General features: G+C 73.5%; 14 protein-coding genes. 12 read left to right on the top strand and 2 right to left on the bottom strand.

Annotated elements, in window-relative coordinates:
• The first annotated feature begins 317 nt into the window (after positions 1 to 317).
• The 9 genes from pyrG (at position 318) to NQU55_RS22890 (ending at position 11,305) form a co-directional block, all read left to right on the top strand.
• Positions 318 to 1,967, top strand: coding sequence for a CTP synthase (gene pyrG, locus NQU55_RS22930; protein ID WP_206329478.1), 1,650 nt, complete (start codon positions 318 to 320; stop codon positions 1,965 to 1,967).
• A 75-nt stretch (positions 1,968 to 2,042) separates the two neighbouring features.
• Positions 2,043 to 2,669, top strand: a complete 627-nt coding sequence (locus NQU55_RS22925; RefSeq protein WP_058045051.1) for an NUDIX domain-containing protein — start codon at positions 2,043 to 2,045, stop codon at positions 2,667 to 2,669.
• 209 nt (positions 2,670 to 2,878) lie between these two features.
• Positions 2,879 to 4,993: a tetratricopeptide repeat protein gene (locus NQU55_RS22920; protein ID WP_168093615.1), complete on the top strand. Its 2,115-nt coding sequence runs from the start codon at positions 2,879 to 2,881 to the stop codon at positions 4,991 to 4,993.
• 150 nt (positions 4,994 to 5,143) lie between these two features.
• Positions 5,144 to 6,259: an alanine dehydrogenase gene (gene ald, locus NQU55_RS22915; protein ID WP_179084560.1), complete on the top strand. Its 1,116-nt coding sequence runs from the start codon at positions 5,144 to 5,146 to the stop codon at positions 6,257 to 6,259.
• A gap of 343 nt (positions 6,260 to 6,602) precedes the next feature.
• Positions 6,603 to 7,730, top strand: coding sequence for a ParA family protein (locus NQU55_RS22910; protein WP_168093328.1), 1,128 nt, complete (start codon positions 6,603 to 6,605; stop codon positions 7,728 to 7,730).
• Positions 7,715 to 8,272, top strand: coding sequence for a hypothetical protein (locus tag NQU55_RS22905; protein WP_168093327.1), 558 nt, complete (start codon positions 7,715 to 7,717; stop codon positions 8,270 to 8,272). The genes NQU55_RS22910 and NQU55_RS22905 overlap by 16 nt, the downstream gene beginning before the upstream one ends.
• Before the next feature lie 65 nt (positions 8,273 to 8,337).
• Positions 8,338 to 9,303, top strand: coding sequence for a segregation and condensation protein A (locus NQU55_RS22900; protein ID WP_168093326.1), 966 nt, complete (start codon positions 8,338 to 8,340; stop codon positions 9,301 to 9,303).
• Positions 9,304 to 9,329: 26 nt separating this feature from the next.
• Complete coding sequence (gene scpB / locus NQU55_RS22895; protein WP_168093334.1) at positions 9,330 to 10,013, top strand: SMC-Scp complex subunit ScpB; 684 nt, start codon at positions 9,330 to 9,332, stop codon at positions 10,011 to 10,013.
• Complete coding sequence (locus tag NQU55_RS22890) at positions 10,013 to 11,305, top strand: pseudouridine synthase (RefSeq protein WP_168093325.1); 1,293 nt, start codon at positions 10,013 to 10,015, stop codon at positions 11,303 to 11,305. The genes scpB and NQU55_RS22890 overlap by 1 nt, the downstream gene beginning before the upstream one ends.
• Before the next feature lie 89 nt (positions 11,306 to 11,394).
• Here the strand turns inward: NQU55_RS22890 and NQU55_RS22885 are convergent, their stop codons facing one another.
• Both NQU55_RS22885 and NQU55_RS22880 read right to left on the bottom strand, forming a co-directional pair.
• Positions 11,395 to 12,102 carry a nucleotidyltransferase domain-containing protein gene (locus tag NQU55_RS22885; protein WP_372504783.1) on the bottom strand — a complete coding sequence of 236 codons (708 nt, stop codon included), beginning with the start codon at positions 12,100 to 12,102 and terminating at the stop codon, positions 11,395 to 11,397.
• A 5-nt stretch (positions 12,103 to 12,107) separates the two neighbouring features.
• Positions 12,108 to 12,470: a DUF952 domain-containing protein gene (locus NQU55_RS22880; RefSeq protein WP_168093324.1), complete on the bottom strand. Its 363-nt coding sequence runs from the start codon at positions 12,468 to 12,470 to the stop codon at positions 12,108 to 12,110.
• Between the two features lie 153 nt (positions 12,471 to 12,623).
• On the opposite strand from NQU55_RS22880, the gene NQU55_RS22875 reads away from it, so the two are divergent.
• The 3 genes from NQU55_RS22875 (at position 12,624) to NQU55_RS22865 (ending at position 15,232) form a co-directional block, all read left to right on the top strand.
• Positions 12,624 to 13,709, top strand: a complete 1,086-nt coding sequence (locus NQU55_RS22875) for a prephenate dehydrogenase (protein WP_168093323.1) — start codon at positions 12,624 to 12,626, stop codon at positions 13,707 to 13,709.
• Between the two features lie 171 nt (positions 13,710 to 13,880).
• The gene (cmk, locus tag NQU55_RS22870) at positions 13,881 to 14,594 is read left to right on the top strand and encodes a (d)CMP kinase (protein WP_168093322.1); all 714 of its coding nucleotides are present in this window, start codon (positions 13,881 to 13,883) and stop codon (positions 14,592 to 14,594) included.
• Positions 14,555 to 15,232 (top strand): lysophospholipid acyltransferase family protein, encoded by a 678-nt coding sequence (locus NQU55_RS22865; protein ID WP_372504777.1) that lies wholly within the window; start codon positions 14,555 to 14,557, stop codon positions 15,230 to 15,232. The genes cmk and NQU55_RS22865 overlap by 40 nt, the downstream gene beginning before the upstream one ends.
• Positions 15,233 to 15,279 lie beyond the last annotated feature (47 nt).

Below are 15,279 nucleotides of genomic sequence, written 5' to 3'. Positions count from 1 at the left end.
GGCTGGGGGAGGGCGGGATGATGCCGTGCCGGCCGGCTCGCTGCATGTGTCCGAGCAGGATACGACGCCGAGTTGGTGCGACGCGCGACGGTTGGAGGACGAATCTGAGCCGAATGGGTGGCCTGTGACAGGGCCGCCACACAGGGCCACACAGGGTGCCCGGACGCGTCGGCGGGCGCGGCCGGGCCGGGGCGCTGATACCCTGGTACCCCGTGGACCGGTGGGCGCAAGACCCCCCAACCGCAGCGACGGCACCCCCGAAAACTCCGGGTGAGCGCCGGTACGCACCCTCCACTCGCGACCACGGGAGCCCCCCTTTGGCCATTGCCGCTAAGCCCACGACGACCAAGCACCTCTTCGTCACGGGGGGTGTCGCCTCCTCGCTCGGCAAGGGACTGACGGCCTCCAGCCTGGGCGCGCTGCTCAAGGCCCGGGGACTGCGGGTCACGATGCAGAAGCTCGACCCCTACCTCAACGTAGACCCGGGCACGATGAACCCCTTCCAGCACGGTGAGGTGTTTGTCACCAACGACGGCGCCGAGACCGACCTGGACATCGGTCACTACGAGCGCTTCCTGGACGTCGACCTCGACGGCAGCGCGAACGTCACCACCGGCCAGGTGTACTCCTCGGTGATCGCCAAGGAGCGGCGCGGCGAGTACCTGGGCGACACCGTGCAGGTCATCCCGCACATCACCAACGAGATCAAGCACCGCATCCGCCGGATGGCGACCGACGACGTCGACGTCGTGATCACCGAGGTCGGCGGCACCGTGGGCGACATCGAGTCGCTGCCGTTCCTGGAGACGGTCCGTCAGGTCCGCCACGAGGTCGGCCGGGACAACGTCTTCGTCGTCCACATCTCCCTCCTGCCCTACATCGGCCCCTCGGGCGAGCTGAAGACCAAGCCCACCCAGCACTCGGTGGCCGCGCTGCGCAACATCGGCATCCAGCCCGACGCGATCGTGCTGCGCGCCGACCGCGAGGTGCCCACCGCCATCAAGCGCAAGATCTCGCTGATGTGCGACGTCGACGAGGCCGCCGTGGTCGCCGCGATCGACGCCCCGTCGATCTACGACATCCCGAAGGTCCTGCACACCGAGGGCCTGGACGCCTACGTGGTGCGCAAGCTGGACCTGCCCTTCCGCGACGTGAACTGGACCCAGTGGGAGGACCTGCTGGACCGCGTCCACAACCCCTCCCACGAGGTGACGGTCGCGCTGGTCGGCAAGTACATCGACCTGCCCGACGCCTACCTGTCGGTGACCGAGGCCATCCGCGCGGGCGGCTTCGCCAACCGTGCCAAGGTCAAGGTCAAGTGGGTCGCCTCCGACGACTGCAAGACCCCGGCCGGCGCCGCCGCCCAGCTCGGCGACGTCGACGCCATCTGCGTCCCCGGCGGCTTCGGCGACCGCGGCGTGAACGGCAAGGTCGGCGCGATCACCTACGCCCGCGAGAACAAGGTGCCGCTGCTGGGCCTGTGCCTGGGCCTGCAGTGCGTGGTCATCGAGGCCGCCCGCAACCTGGCCGGCATCGAGGGCGCGAACTCCACCGAGTTCGACCCGGCCACCGCCAACCCGGTCATCTCCACGATGGCCGAGCAGCTGGACATCGTCGCCGGCGAGGGCGACATGGGCGGAACGATGCGCCTGGGCATGTACCCGGCCAAGCTCGCCGAGGGCTCCATCGTCCGCGAGGTCTACGGCGACCAGCCCTACGTGGAGGAGCGCCACCGCCACCGCTACGAGGTGAACAACTCCTACCGCGCCGAGCTGGAGAAGGCCGGCCTGCTCTTCTCGGGCACCTCCCCGGACAACAAGCTGGTGGAGTACGTCGAGTACCCCCGCGAGGTGCACCCCTACCTCGTGGCCACCCAGGCCCACCCGGAGCTGCGCTCCCGCCCGACCCGCCCGCACCCGCTCTTCGCGGGCCTGGTGAAGGCGGCCGTCGAGCGTCAGCAGGGCTGACCTATACGGTTGACCGGGGTGAAGGTTTCCGCACGGAGGCCCTCACCCCGGTTTCCGCATTTCTGGAGGACGTACATGGGCATCAAGGACACCGCCGCCGAGTGGCCGGTCACCGCCACGCAGACCCCGTTCACCGGCAACAAGACCAGCGTCCGCACGGACGAGGTGGAGATGCCCGACGGAACCGTCGTCAAGCGCGACTACCAGGTGCACCCCGGCTCCGTCGCCGTCCTCGCCCTGGACGAGGAGGGCCGCGTGCTGGTCCTCAGCCAGTACCGCCACCCCGTCCGGCAGAAGCTGTGGGAGATCCCCGCGGGCCTGCTCGACGTGCCCGGCGAGAACCCGCTGCACGCCGCCCAGCGCGAGCTGTACGAGGAGGCCCACGTCAAGGCCGAGGACTGGCGGGTGCTGACCGACGTCTACACCACCCCCGGCGGCTGCGACGAGGCCGTGCGGATCTTCCTGGCCCGGGAGATCTCCGACGTCGAGGGCGAGCGCTTCGAGGTCGAGCACGAGGAGCTCGACATGGAGCTGGCCCGGGTGCCGCTCCAGGAGCTGGTGCGCGGCGTCCTCGCGGGCGAGCTGCACAACAACTGCCTGGTCGTCGGCGCCCTCTCGCTCACGGCGGCCCTGGCCGGGGACGGCCTGGACGCCCTGCGCCCGGCGGACGCGCCGTGGCCCGCGCGGCCTTTCGAGGCGTAGCCGCCTCTGCCGTGCAGAGCACGGGTTCGCCCGATGAGCATCAGAACCGAATAGGTGATCTTCTGCGGTGGCGGCCGGGACTCACCGGGGCGCGTCGGGCCGTGAACTAGGCTCGTCGCGTGCTCGACCGCGGCCGCGGCGGGCTCGTGCGTGGCAGGTGGACGGGAGTGTGCCCCGTGGCGGAGCGGGCGGTGGAGACCGGCGGCGGGATGGCGGCGGTGCCGCCGGGGCGGCGGCTGTCCGTTCCGGCGGCGGGCGCCCCGGCCCGTGCGGCGGCCTTCGCGCTGCCCGGGTTCGTCGGGCGCCGCCGGGAGCTGGAGGAGCTGCGCGCCGACATCGTGCGCGCGGGCCTGGACACCCTCGCCGGCCGCAAGAGCGGGCGCGGCCGGGTGCTGCTCATCGCCGGACGGCCCGGCTCCGGCCGTACGGCCCTGGCCGAGGAGCTCGCCGGGCAGCTCGCCGGCCGCTATCCCGACGGCGTGCTGCGCGCCCGGCTCACCGAGACCGACGGCTCGCCCGTCCCCACCGAGCGGACCGCCCGCGCGCTGCTCGCCGCGCTCGGCGAGCCCGTCCCCCCGGGCGCGGAGGAGGACGAGCTCACGCAGGCGGTGCGCGCCGTGCTCCGCGGCCGCCGGGCGCTGCTGGTCCTCGACGACGCCGCGGGCGCCGAGCAGGTGGACCCGCTGCTGCCGGACAAGTCCGAGTGCCTGGTGGTGGCCGTCTCGCGGGGCCCGCTGACCGGCGTGCCCGACGTGCGGCCCTGCACCCTGGGCGGCCTCGACACGGCCTCGGGCGTCGAGCTCCTGGAGCGCTACGCGGGCCCCACGCGCATCACGTGCGACCCGGCCGCCGCGCAGGCGGTGGTGGAGGAGTGCGTCGGCCAGCCCGCGGCGCTCGTCCTGGTGGGCGGCTGGCTCGCCGCCCTGCCCAAGCTGTCCGTGGTCGACGCGGTCACCCGGCTGCGGGAGCTGCCGTCCGGCGACGGCCTCGACATCGCGGGCCGCTCGCTGTCGCGGGCCTTCCGGCTCGCCCACGAGGCGCTGCCCGCACCCTCCGCCCGCATCCTGCGCCTCCTCGCGCTGGCCCCGGCCGGCGCCGTCGACGCCCACACCGCCTCCGCGCTGGCCGGCTGCTCGGTGGCCGCCGCGCAGACCGCCCTGGAGGACTTCGAGGCCCGCGGCCTGCTGCGGGCCGAGCCCTCCGCCGGCTCGCTGTCCCCGCAGTACCGGGTGCCGGGCTGCCTCACGGCGCTGCTCCGGGAGCTGATGGCGGCCCAGGAGCGGCCGGCCGAGATCGAGCTGGCCCGGGCGCGGATGCTGGAGCGGACGGTCCGTCAGCTGCATTCGTGCCGGGCCGCCACCCGCACCGACGACCCGCTGACCCGCAAGCGCCTGGCGGAGCTGCCCAGGCCGCTGCGGTTCGCCTCGCCGCAGGACGCCGCCGAGTGGCTGCGCTGCCGGCTGCCGGCGCTGCTGGCGGCCGCCCGGCTGGCCGTGCAGGACGGGCACCTCGACACCCTCGCCCGGCGGCTGGTGTCCGCGCTGACCCGGGCCCTGACGGCCCATTTCGGCGCCGAGGAGGCGGGCCCGGAGCTCTACGGCCTCCACCAGCTCGTCCTGGACGTGGCGCAGCGCTGCGAGATGCCGCTGGAGAAGGCGGCGGCCCTGCTGAACCTGGGCGACCTCGACGCCCGGGCCGGGCGGGTCCCGGCCGCCCTGGGCCGCTACCGGGAGGCGCTGGACGCGGCGCGGCAGGCGGGCGACCCGTACGCGATCAGCCGCTCCCTGGAGTCCATCGCCGCCTCGTACCACGAGCTGGGGGACTGGCAGCGGGCCGTCGACTGGTACGGGCGGGCGCTGGAGCTGCGCCTGACGCGGGGTGAACTCGCCGACGAGGCCCGGCTGTACGGGCGGCTGGGCGCCGTGCGCGTCTACGCGGGGCAGTGGAACGAGGCGCTGCGCGACTGGCGGGCGGCGGCGGCCGCGTGCCGCCGGCTGCGGGACCTGCCGGGGCACGCCCGGGCCCTCACCGAGATCGCCCGGGTGCAGGAGTACGCGGGCCGCCCGCAGGAGGCGCTGCGGACCTGCAGGGAGGCCGTGGAGTGCGCCCGGCAGGCGGGCGACGACCGGATGCGGGCCGCGGTGCTGCTGCGGCTCGCGGACATGCTGGAGCGGCTCGGGGACCCCGGGGCGGCCGGTGAGCACCGTGCCGCGGCGGGAGAACTGCTGGTGGCCGGGCCCGACGGGTCCCCTGCCGGGCCGGGTGGCGCCATAGCGTCCGTGCCCCCGCCCGCCGAGGCTGAGGGTTACCTACGAAATCAGTAGTGGTCTTCCAAAAAATTGGCTCTTTGCAAGGCTAGACAGCGCAGGATCCTTCATTAGACTGGTTGGGCCGCGGTCGACGCGGTCTGCTCTGGTATGCCCCCGCATTTCCGGATTAGCCTGTAATTCTCTGATTCAAGGACCGTGATCGACGTGAAGGTCGGCATCCCCCGCGAGGTCAAGAACAACGAGTTCCGCGTGGCCATCACGCCTGCCGGCGTGCATGAGCTCGTGCGCAACGGCCACCAGGTCTTCGTCGAGAAGAACGCCGGTGTGGGCTCCTCCATCACCGACGCCGAGTACGTCGCGGCCGGCGCCGCGATCCTGGACACGGCCGACGAGGTCTGGTCGACCGCCGACCTGCTGCTGAAGGTCAAGGAGCCCATCGCGGAGGAGTACCACCGCCTCCGCAAGGGCCAGACCCTCTTCACCTACCTGCACCTCGCCGCCTCCCGCGAGTGCACCGACGCCCTGCTGCAGTCCGGCACCACGGCGATCGCGTACGAGACGGTCGAGCTCGCCAACCGCGCGCTGCCGCTGCTCGCCCCGATGTCCGAGGTCGCGGGCCGGCTGGCCCCGCAGGTCGGCGCCTACCACCTGATGCGCTCGGCCGGCGGCCGCGGCGTCCTGCCGGGCGGCGTCCCGGGCACGGCGGCCGGCAAGGCAGTCGTCATCGGCGGCGGCGTCTCCGGCTGGAACGCCGCGCAGATCGCCGTCGGCATGGGCTTCCACGTCACCCTGCTCGACCGTGACATCAACAAGCTCCGCGAGGCCGACAAGGTCTTCGGCACCAAGGTGCAGACGATCGTCTCCAACGCCTACGAGCTGGAGAAGGCCGTCGTCGAGGCCGACCTCGTCATCGGCGCCGTCCTCATCCCGGGTGCCAAGGCCCCGAAGCTGGTCACCAACGAGCTCGTCGCCAAGATGAAGCCCGGAAGTGTACTTGTCGACATTGCGATCGACCAGGGCGGCTGCTTCGAGGACTCGCGTCCGACCACCCACGCCGAGCCGACCTTCGAGGTCCACAACTCGGTCTTCTACTGCGTCGCCAACATGCCGGGCGCGGTGCCGAACACCTCCACCTACGCGCTGACCAACGCCACGCTGCCCTACATCGTGGAGCTGGCCAACCGCGGCTGGCAGGAGGCGCTGAGCCGCGACGCCGCGCTCGCCAAGGGTCTCAACACCCACGAGGGACAGGTCGTTTACGGCCCCGTCGCCGAGGCGCACGGCCTGCCGTTCGTCGAACTGAGCACCCTGCTCGGCTGAGTCGTCAACACGACACGCCAAGAGCGCACCCCCGGCCGGGCCTTGTTCAGCAAGGTCCGGCCGGGGCCGTTTCCGCCCGGTTTGTGAGCGGTTTCCGCGCCTGGTCACCCACCCGCGAAACTTCCGGGTTGTGGGCCGCAAACCCTTGACAGAAGCCTGTTCGATTGCCGACACATCGTGCCGTCTCCGGCGGATTGTGTTGCTGCGAACCGCCGACACGCCATAGAGTCGCCAACCGTCGGCATGGTGCAACGCTGACCTATCTAGATGTTTCCTGGTCACCAAGGAGGTAGGACGACTTGTGAATGAGTCGACATTTGCTCCCGGGGGTGGTCACCCAGGAATGTCTGCGCAGGGCCAGAGTCCCACGGGGCTCGAAGCTGTCGGCTCCGTCGCTGTCCACACCTTCGCGGCACACCAGAACATCCAGAGCACACCGACAGCCCACCAGAGCATGGACGGCCATCACGTGAACGCCATGGCCGGCGACCGGGGCGGGGTCGATCCCGCGCGGCTCGCCGACTACGAGGACGTGCCCGACGGGCACTTCTACGACCCTGACGCGGAGTACGAGCCCGACCCCGAGTACGCGGCCACCCTCGCGCCCGACGCTGCCCGGCAGCGCCGCGAGCGCATCGGCCCCACCGGGCGTCCCCTGCCGTACTTCCCCATCCCCGGACCGCTGACCGACCACGGCCCCGCGAAGATCATCGCGATGTGCAACCAGAAGGGCGGGGTCGGCAAGACCACCTCGACCATCAACCTGGGTGCCGCCCTGGCCGAGTACGGACGCCGGGTGCTGCTCGTCGACTTCGACCCGCAGGGCGCGCTCTCCGTCGGCCTCGGCGTCAACCCGATGGAGCTGGACCTGACGGTCTACAACCTCCTGATGGAGCGGGGCATGTCGGCCGACGAGGTGCTCCTCAAGACGGCCGTGCCCAACATGGACCTGCTGCCCAGCAATATCGATTTGTCTGCCGCCGAGGTCCAGCTCGTCAGCGAGGTGGCCCGCGAGTCGACGCTGCAGCGCGCGCTCAAGCCGCTCCTCGCCGACTACGACTACATCGTCATCGACTGCCAGCCCTCGCTCGGCCTGCTCACCGTCAACGCCCTGACGGCCGCTCACAAGGTGATCGTGCCGCTGGAGTGCGAGTTCTTCGCGCTGCGCGGTGTGGCCCTGCTCACCGAGACGATCGAGAAGGTCCAGGAGCGGCTCAACCCCGAGCTGGAGCTCGACGGCATCCTCGCCACCATGTACGACTCGCGGACGGTGCACAGCCGCGAGGTCCTCGCGCGCGTGGTCGAGGCCTTCGACGATCACGTCTACCACACCGTCATCGGCCGTACGGTCCGCTTCCCCGAGACCACGGTCGCGGGCGAGCCGATCACCACGTACGCGTCCAACTCCGTGGGTGCCGCCGCCTACCGCCAGCTCGCCAGGGAGGTGCTCGCCCGGTGTCACGCCGAGTGAGTCTGCCCGGCGCCGACGAACTGTTCCGTACCACCGGGGGGTCGGGGCTGCAGTCCTCCTCCCCCCGCCGGCAGGCGAACGGCGAGGGCGCCCCGCGGGTGCCCGGCCCGGCCGGTGAGTCCGAGACCACGGCCGAGGGCGGCGCCGCCGGCGCGGGCGGCGAGGCCGGCGGCCGCGGTGCCGCCGCGGCCGACCGTGACGGCACCCCCGAGCGCCGCCCCGCGTCCGGGCAGGAGCGCCCCGCGGGCGCCGTCCGGGCCGCGGGCCAGGGCGAGGCCGCGGCGCCCGCGCAGGGCCGCCGCCGGGGGCGCGGGGCGGGTCGCCGGCCCAGCGGCCGGGAGCGCCACGACGAGAAGATCACGGTCTACGTCTCCGCCGAGGAGCTCATGGACCTCGAACACGCGCGCCTGGTGCTGCGCGGTGAGCACGGGCTCGCGGTCGACCGCGGCAGGATCGTCCGGGAGGCCGTCGCGGTCGTCCTCGCCGACCTGGAGTCGCGGGGCGACGCGAGCATCCTCGTACGGCGCCTGCGCGGCCGCTGAGCGGCATTCGCCGGTAGCCTGCCCCTTGGCCGTACGGCCCGTCTCCGTCTGCACCTGGACCCCTGATGCCCTCAGCTTCCTCCCCGGCCCGCCGTCGCCTGGGCCTCGGCCCCGGTGCGGCGCCGCCCGAAGGCGGGGGAGAGGGCGGTGAGCAGGCGGTGGCGGCGTCCCTGCCGGACGCGCCCGCCGACGGGAAGGCCGCTGCCGCCGCCGAAGGCACGGCCGACGCGAAGTTCACCGTCCGGCTCGACAACTTCGAAGGGCCCTTCGACCTCCTGCTGCAGCTGATCGCCAAGCACAAGCTGGACGTCACCGAGGTCGCCCTCCACAAGGTCACCGACGAGTTCATGGCGCACATCCGCGCCATGGGCCCCGACTTCGACCTGGACCAGACCACCGAGTTCCTCGTCGTCGCCGCGACCCTCCTCGACCTCAAGGCCGCCCGCCTGCTGCCCGCCGCCGACGTCGAGGACGAGGCCGACCTCGCCCTCCTGGAGGCGCGCGACCTGCTGTTCGCCCGCCTCCTGCAGTACCGGGCGTACAAGCGGGTCGCGGAGATCTTCAGCGGCCGGCTGGACGAGGAGGCGCGGCGCTTCCCCCGTACGGTCGGCCTGGAGCCGCACCACGCGGAGCTGCTGCCCGAGGTCGTCCTCGGCATCGGGCCCGAGCGCCTGGCCGAGCTGGCCGCCAGGGCCATGCGGCCCAGGCCGGCGCCGCAGGTGTACGTCGACCACATCCACGCGCCGCTGGTCAGTGTGCGCGAGCAGGCCGAGGTCGTCGTGGCCCGGCTGCGGCGGGCGGGCCGGGTCAGCTTCGGGGAGCTGGCCGGCGACGCCCCCGACACCCTCACCGTCGTCGCCCGCTTCCTGGCGCTGCTGGAGCTCTACCGCGAGCGCGTGGTCGCCCTGGACCAGGACGAGGCCCTCGGCGAGCTGGCGGTGAGCTGGACGGGCGGGGAAGGGGCGGAACCGCTGGTGACGGACGAGTTCGACCGCGAGCCGGAGACCGAGCCGGAGGAGAGCGCACCGTGAGCACAGAGACGGCGGAGACGACGGAGATGGCGGAGAGCCACGAGACGTACGAGGGCGAGGGAGCCTCCGCAGGGGCCTCCGGGGCCTCCGGGGCCTCCGGTGTCTGCGGGCTCGCCCTCGGGCCCGCCCTGGAGGCGGTCCTCATGGTCGTCGACGAGCCCGCCACCGAGGAGCACCTCGCCAAGGTGCTGGAGCGCCCCCGCCGCGAGATCGCCGCGGCCCTCGGCGAGCTGGCCCGGGAGTACGACGCCCAGGGGCGCGGTTTCGAGCTGCGGCAGGTCGCCGGGGGCTGGCGCTTCTTCACCCGGCCGGCCTACGCGGACGCCGTCGAGGCGTTCGTCCTCGACGGCCAGCAGGCACGCCTCACCCAGGCCGCCCTGGAGACCCTCGCCGTCGTCGCGTACCGTCAGCCGGTCAGCCGGTCGAAGGTCTCGGCGGTGCGCGGCGTGAACTGCGACGGGGTCATGCGCACCCTCCTCCAGCGGGGTCTGGTGGAGGAGGCGGGGACGGAACCCGAAACAGGTGCGATCCTGTACAGGACGACGAACTACTTTCTGGAGCGCATGGGCCTGCGAGGCCTGGACGAGCTCCCGGAGCTCGCGCCCTTCCTCCCCGAGGCGGAGGCGATCGAGGGCGACACTCAGGAAGGTGTGCCGTCGTTCGATCCGGACGCACCGGACACCGAAGCGGACGACAAGACGGAACTTTGATGCGAAGCAGCGGCAGGAACAGCGGAAGCGGCAACCGGGACGACCGGGGCGGTCGAGGACGTCCGGCGTCCGGGGGCGGGCGCGCGGGCGGCGGCCGTTCCGGCGGCGGGCGCCCCGAGGGCGGCGGTCGCTCCGGCGGCGGTCGTTCCGAGGGCGGTCGCTCCGGTGGCGGCGGCTACGGCGGCGGTCGCTCCGAAGGCGGGCGCTACGACGGCGGCCGCTCCGGGGACCGGCGCGACGACAGGCCGCAGGAGCGTCCGCGCCGTCCGCGCCCCGAGGAGCGTCGCTACGACGTGGGCCCCGACGCCGAGCGCACCCGCAGCGGCCCCACCAGCGGCCGCACCAGTGGACCCACGAGCGGCCGCGGCGCGTCCGCCCGCGGCGGCGCCAAGGGCGGCCCCCGCAAGAGCTCCACGGCCGGCTCCGGCGGCCGCAGCAGCGGGCCCGCCCGCGGCCACGGCTACGCCCCCGCCCGCTCGCGCGAGCTGGACGCCAAGATCGAGGAGCGCAACCGGGAGCGGCACAACAAGCCGCAGGTGAAGACCCCCAAGACCTTCCCCGGCGCCGAGCAGGAGGGCGAGCGCCTGCAGAAGGTGCTGGCCCGGGCCGGCATGGGCTCGCGCCGTGCCTGCGAAGAGCTGATCGAGATGGCCCGCGTCGAGGTCAACGGGCGGATCGTCACCGAGCAGGGCCTGCGGGTCGACCCGGAGAACGACGAGATCAAGGTCGACGGCCTGACCGTCGCCACCCAGTCCTACCTGTTCTTCGCGCTCAACAAGCCGGCCGGCGTCGTCTCCACCATGGAGGACCCCGACGGCCGCCAGTGCCTCGGCGACTACGTCACCAACCGCGAGACCCGGCTCTTCCACGTCGGCCGGCTCGACACGGAGACCGAGGGCATCATCCTGCTCACCAACCACGGCGAGCTGGCCCACCGTCTGACGCACCCGCGCTACGGCGTGCAGAAGACCTACCTCGCCGCCATCACCGGGCCGCTGCCGCGCGACATCGGCAAGCAGCTCAAGAACGGCATCGAACTGGAGGACGGCTACGCCCGCGCGGACAACTTCCGCGTCATCCAGCAGACCGGCAAGAACTACCTGGTCGAGGTCACCCTCCACGAGGGCCGCAAGCACATCGTGCGCCGCATGCTGGCCGAGGCGGGCTTCCCCGTCGAGAAGCTGGTCCGCACCGCGTTCGGCCCGATCGCCCTGGGCGACCAGAAGTCCGGCTGGCTCCGCCGCCTGACGAACACCGAGGTCGGCATGCTGATGCGCGAGGTCGACCTCTAGCCGGTCCGGGTACGGATCCGGGCCCGGGGCCTTCCGCCCCGGGCCCGGCACCGCCGGTCGCCCACGCGGCGGCCGGCCGCCCCGTCCGCCTAGCCCGCCCCCGCCGTGGCGCGGCGCACGCGTATCAGGAAGTCTTCGACGCGTGCGTGGTCGGGTTCCCCGGGCAGGGGGCTCGTGCGGGCCGCCTCCTCGGCCTCCCCGGTCAGGCGGTCCAGCCAGGCCTCCGCCTTCGGCCAGGGCACCTCGCCCCGGCGCACAGCCAGCAGCGGTTCGCGCATGGGGCCGACGTCGAGCACGAGCGACCCCGTGCGCAGCAGGTCGCGGCCGCACATCAGCAGCCGCAGCGCGTGCATGACGGGCTTCCAGCGCCGCGGCGTGCCGTGTGCCCGCACGTCCGCCGCGAACTTCCTGCGCTGGTCCGCCGCGTAGCCCGCGTACGTCCGGTGGACCTTGCGGGAGAGGAACGCCTCCCGCAGGGCCAGCAGCTCGCGCCCCGTGTCGTCGGCCTGCTCGACGAGCGGGGAGTGCAGGCACTCCAGGATGTTCGGGTTGCCTCGCAGCGCCAGCTCGCAGAAGCGCTCCAGCTCCCAGGAGAACTGCTCCTCGGCCGGTCCCTCCACATGCGGCGGCGGCTTCTCGAAGCCCCAGAACAGGGGCGTCGGCGCCACGTAGACGCCGCGCCGGTCCGTATCGCTCGCCTCCGTGGCCAGCCCGAAGGCGCGCGAGCCCATCACGCACGCGTAGACCGTGTGCTCGGTGACCAGCTTGACCGGAGTGATCGGGGCGGGCGGGGGCACGGGCGTCACGACCACACCGCCAGCCCCGTCGCGCGGCCCGCCTCGTCGCGCTGGATCTCCATCATCCCCTCCACGGCGTCCCGGTTGATCCGCCCGAAGACGTGCGGGAACTGCGTGCCCGGGTCCACGCCGGGCGGCGGGGCCGGGTCGGCGTCCTCCCAGCGGACCAGGACGTCCAGCTTGTGCTCGTCGATCAGGAGGACCATCAGCGGGCCGGGCACGTCCCTGTAGAAGGCCGTGGCCACGGCGAGGGTCGTCTCCTCGTCGGGCGAGCAGTGGACGAAGCCGTCCTCGGAGAGGGAGGCGGGGGAGTACGGGCGGTCGGGTACGGCCAGCCAGTCGTCCAGGGGCACCACGTGGTAGATCATGTGCACGGTTGTACCGGACGCGGGCCCGGCAGTCCCGCAGGGCGCCCGCCCCGGCGCCGCAGGACCGCCCGCCCCGCACGGCCGGCGGAGCGGCTGGATAGGCTGGCCCGGCCCGCTCTCCGTCACGCTCCACGCACCTCGCAAGGACTCTCAGTGAGAACCGCCCTCGTCATCGGCACCGGACTGATCGGCACCTCCGCCGCGCTCGCCCTCGCGGGCCGCGGGGTCCACGTCCACCTCAGGGACCACGACCCGGACGCGGCGCGGACGGCCGCGGCCCGAGGCGCCGGCACCGACCAGGCGCCCGAGGGCCCGGTCGACCTGGTGATCGTCGCGGTGCCGCCGGCGCACGTCGCGGCCACGCTCGCCGGGGCGATCCGGGACGGCCTCGGCCGCGGCTACGTCGACGTCGCGAGCGTCAAGGGCGGCCCGCGGCGCGAGCTGGAGGCCCTCGGCGCCGACCTCTCCTGCTACCTCGGCACGCACCCGATGGCCGGCCGCGAGCGCTCCGGCCCCATGGCCGCCACCGCCGACCTCTTCGAGGGCCGCCCCTGGGTGCTCACGCCCACCCGCGCCACCGACACCGAGGTCCTCAACCTCGCCCTCGAGGTCGTCGCCCTGTGCCGCGCGGTCCCCGTCGTCATGGACGCCGACGAGCACGACCGGGCCGTCGCCCTCGTTTCGCACACCCCGCACCTGCTCTCCAGCATGGTCGCCGCCCGCCTGGAGGAGGCGGACGAGACAGCCGTGCGCCTGTGCGGCCAGGGCATCCGCGACGTGACCCGGATCGCCGCCTCCGACCCCCGGCTGTGGGTCGAGATCCTCTCCGCCAACCCCGGCCCCGTCGCCGACATCCTCGCGGCCGTCGCCTCCGACCTCGACGAGACGGTGCGGGCCCTGCGCGCCCTGGAGGCCGCGGACGACGGCAAGCGCCACGAGGGCGCCGCCGGCCTGGAGGACGTGCTGCGCCGCGGCAATGCGGGCCGCAGCCGGGTCCCGGGCAAGCACGGGGCGGCCCCCGCCGCGTACGAGACCGTCTCCGTCCTCATCGGCGACCAGCCGGGCGAGCTCGCCCGGATCTTCGCCGACGCCGGCCGGGCCGGGGTGAACATCGAGGACGTCCGTATCGAGCACGCGACGGGCCAGCAGGCGGGTCTGATCCAGCTCATGGTCGAGCCGGGCGCGGTGGCCTCCCTGAGCGCCGCGCTGCGCGACCAGGGCTGGTCGCTGCGCCAGTAGGCCGCCCGGGGACCGTGCCCACGGATCCGCCGCGACGGCGGGCCCGAGGGCACGGGGCGCCCTTGCCCGGCCCGGCCTCGCCCGGCCGCGGCCCGGGCCGCCTCCGCGAGCCAGTAACCTTGTCGCAGGCTGGTAAAAGCCGCCCGTACTCCCACCCCGTGCACAAGGAAGGTGTCTGACACCGTGGAAACCGCCGCCCGGACCGCTCCGGCAGCAGTCATCGTCGGCATCGACGGCCCCTCCGGCACGGGCAAGTCCAGCACGTCCAAGGCCGTCGCGGCCAAGCTCGGCCTGCGCTACCTGGACACCGGCGCGCAGTACCGCGCGATCACCTGGTGGATGCTGAGCAACGGCATCGACGTGAACGACGCCGCGGCCGTCGCCGACGCCGCGGGCAAGCCCGAGATCGTCTCCGGCACCGACCCGTCCGCGCCGACCATCACGGTCGACGGCGCCGACGCGGCCGGCCCCATCCGCACCCAGGAGGTCACCTCCGCGGTCAGCGCCGTGAGCGCCGTCCCGGAGGTGCGCACGCGCCTGACCGAGCTGCAGCGGTCCATCGCCGCCGAGGCGCCGGCCGGCATCGTCGTCGAGGGCCGCGACATCGGCACCACCGTGCTGCCCGACGCCGACCTCAAGATCTTCCTGACGGCGTCCGCCGAGGCGCGGGCCGCCCGCCGCAGCGGCGAGCTGAAGGGCAAGGAGGCCGCCGACCTGGCCGCCACCCAGGCCGCCCTCGTCAAGCGGGACGCCGCCGACTCCGGCCGGAAGACCTCGCCGCTGGCCAAGGCCGGCGACGCGGTCGAGGTGGACACGACGGAGCTGACCCTGGAGCAGGTCATCGAGTGCGTGGTGACCCTGGTCGAGGAGAAGCGGGCGGCGTGACCGCGTCCCCCGGGGGTGCCGCCGTCGGCCGGCGGATCGGCATAGGCCTGATGTACGGGCTGTGGAAGCCGCGCGTGCTGGGCGCCTGGCGGGTGCCCGCCGCGGGGCCCGTCATCCTCGCGGTGAACCACTCCCACAACCTCGACGGCCCGATGCTGATGGGCACCGCGCCCCGGCCGGTGCACTTCCTGATCAAGAAGGAGGCGTTCGTCGGCCCCCTCGGCCCGTTCCTGGAAGGGATCGGCCAGCTGAAGGTGGACCGGACGAGCACCGACCGCACCGCGATCACCGAGGCGCTCGGCGTCCTGGAGGGCGGCGGGGTCCTGGGGATCTTCCCCGAGGGCACCCGGGGCGAGGGCGACTTCGCCTCGCTGCGCGCCGGCCTCGCCTACTTCGCCGTCCGGTCGGGAGCACCGATCGTGCCGGTGGCGGTGCTCGGCAGCGCGGAGCGCAAGGGCCGCGTCGTGCGCGGCCTGCCGCCGCTGCGCAGCCGGGTCGACGTCGTCTTCGGGGACGCCTTCGAGGCCGGTGACGGCAGCGGCCGGCGCACGCGCAAGGCGCTGGACGAGGCGACCGTGCGCATCCAGGAACGGCTGAGCGCGCACCTGGCGGACGCCAAGCGGCTGACCGGCCGCTGAACGAGACTTAGTAGCGGGCCCGCGGGTCCGCCGACCATACGAACGAG

Source organism: Streptomyces telluris (assembly GCF_024519335.1).
In the GTDB taxonomy this organism is placed as follows: domain Bacteria; phylum Actinomycetota; class Actinomycetes; order Streptomycetales; family Streptomycetaceae; genus Streptomyces; species Streptomyces telluris.
This window is presented reverse-complemented; position numbering and strand designations above follow the sequence as displayed.

Bases quoted from the DNA above. Each gene is read 5' to 3' on its own strand.
- NQU55_RS22925 (WP_058045051.1), top strand. From the start codon at position 2,043: ATGGGCATCAAGGACACCGCCGCCGAGTGGCCGGTCACCGCCACGCAG.
- NQU55_RS22920 (WP_168093615.1), top strand. From the start codon at position 2,879: ATGGCGGCGGTGCCGCCGGGGCGGCGGCTGTCCGTTCCGGCGGCGGGC.
- NQU55_RS22880 (WP_168093324.1), bottom strand. From the start codon at position 12,470: ATGATCTACCACGTGGTGCCCCTGGACGACTGGCTGGCCGTACCCGAC.
- NQU55_RS22890 (WP_168093325.1), top strand. From the start codon at position 10,013: ATGCGAAGCAGCGGCAGGAACAGCGGAAGCGGCAACCGGGACGACCGG.
- NQU55_RS22910 (WP_168093328.1), top strand. From the start codon at position 6,603: ATGTCTGCGCAGGGCCAGAGTCCCACGGGGCTCGAAGCTGTCGGCTCC.
- scpB (WP_168093334.1), top strand. From the start codon at position 9,330: ATGGCGGAGAGCCACGAGACGTACGAGGGCGAGGGAGCCTCCGCAGGG.
- NQU55_RS22900 (WP_168093326.1), top strand. From the start codon at position 8,338: ATGCCCTCAGCTTCCTCCCCGGCCCGCCGTCGCCTGGGCCTCGGCCCC.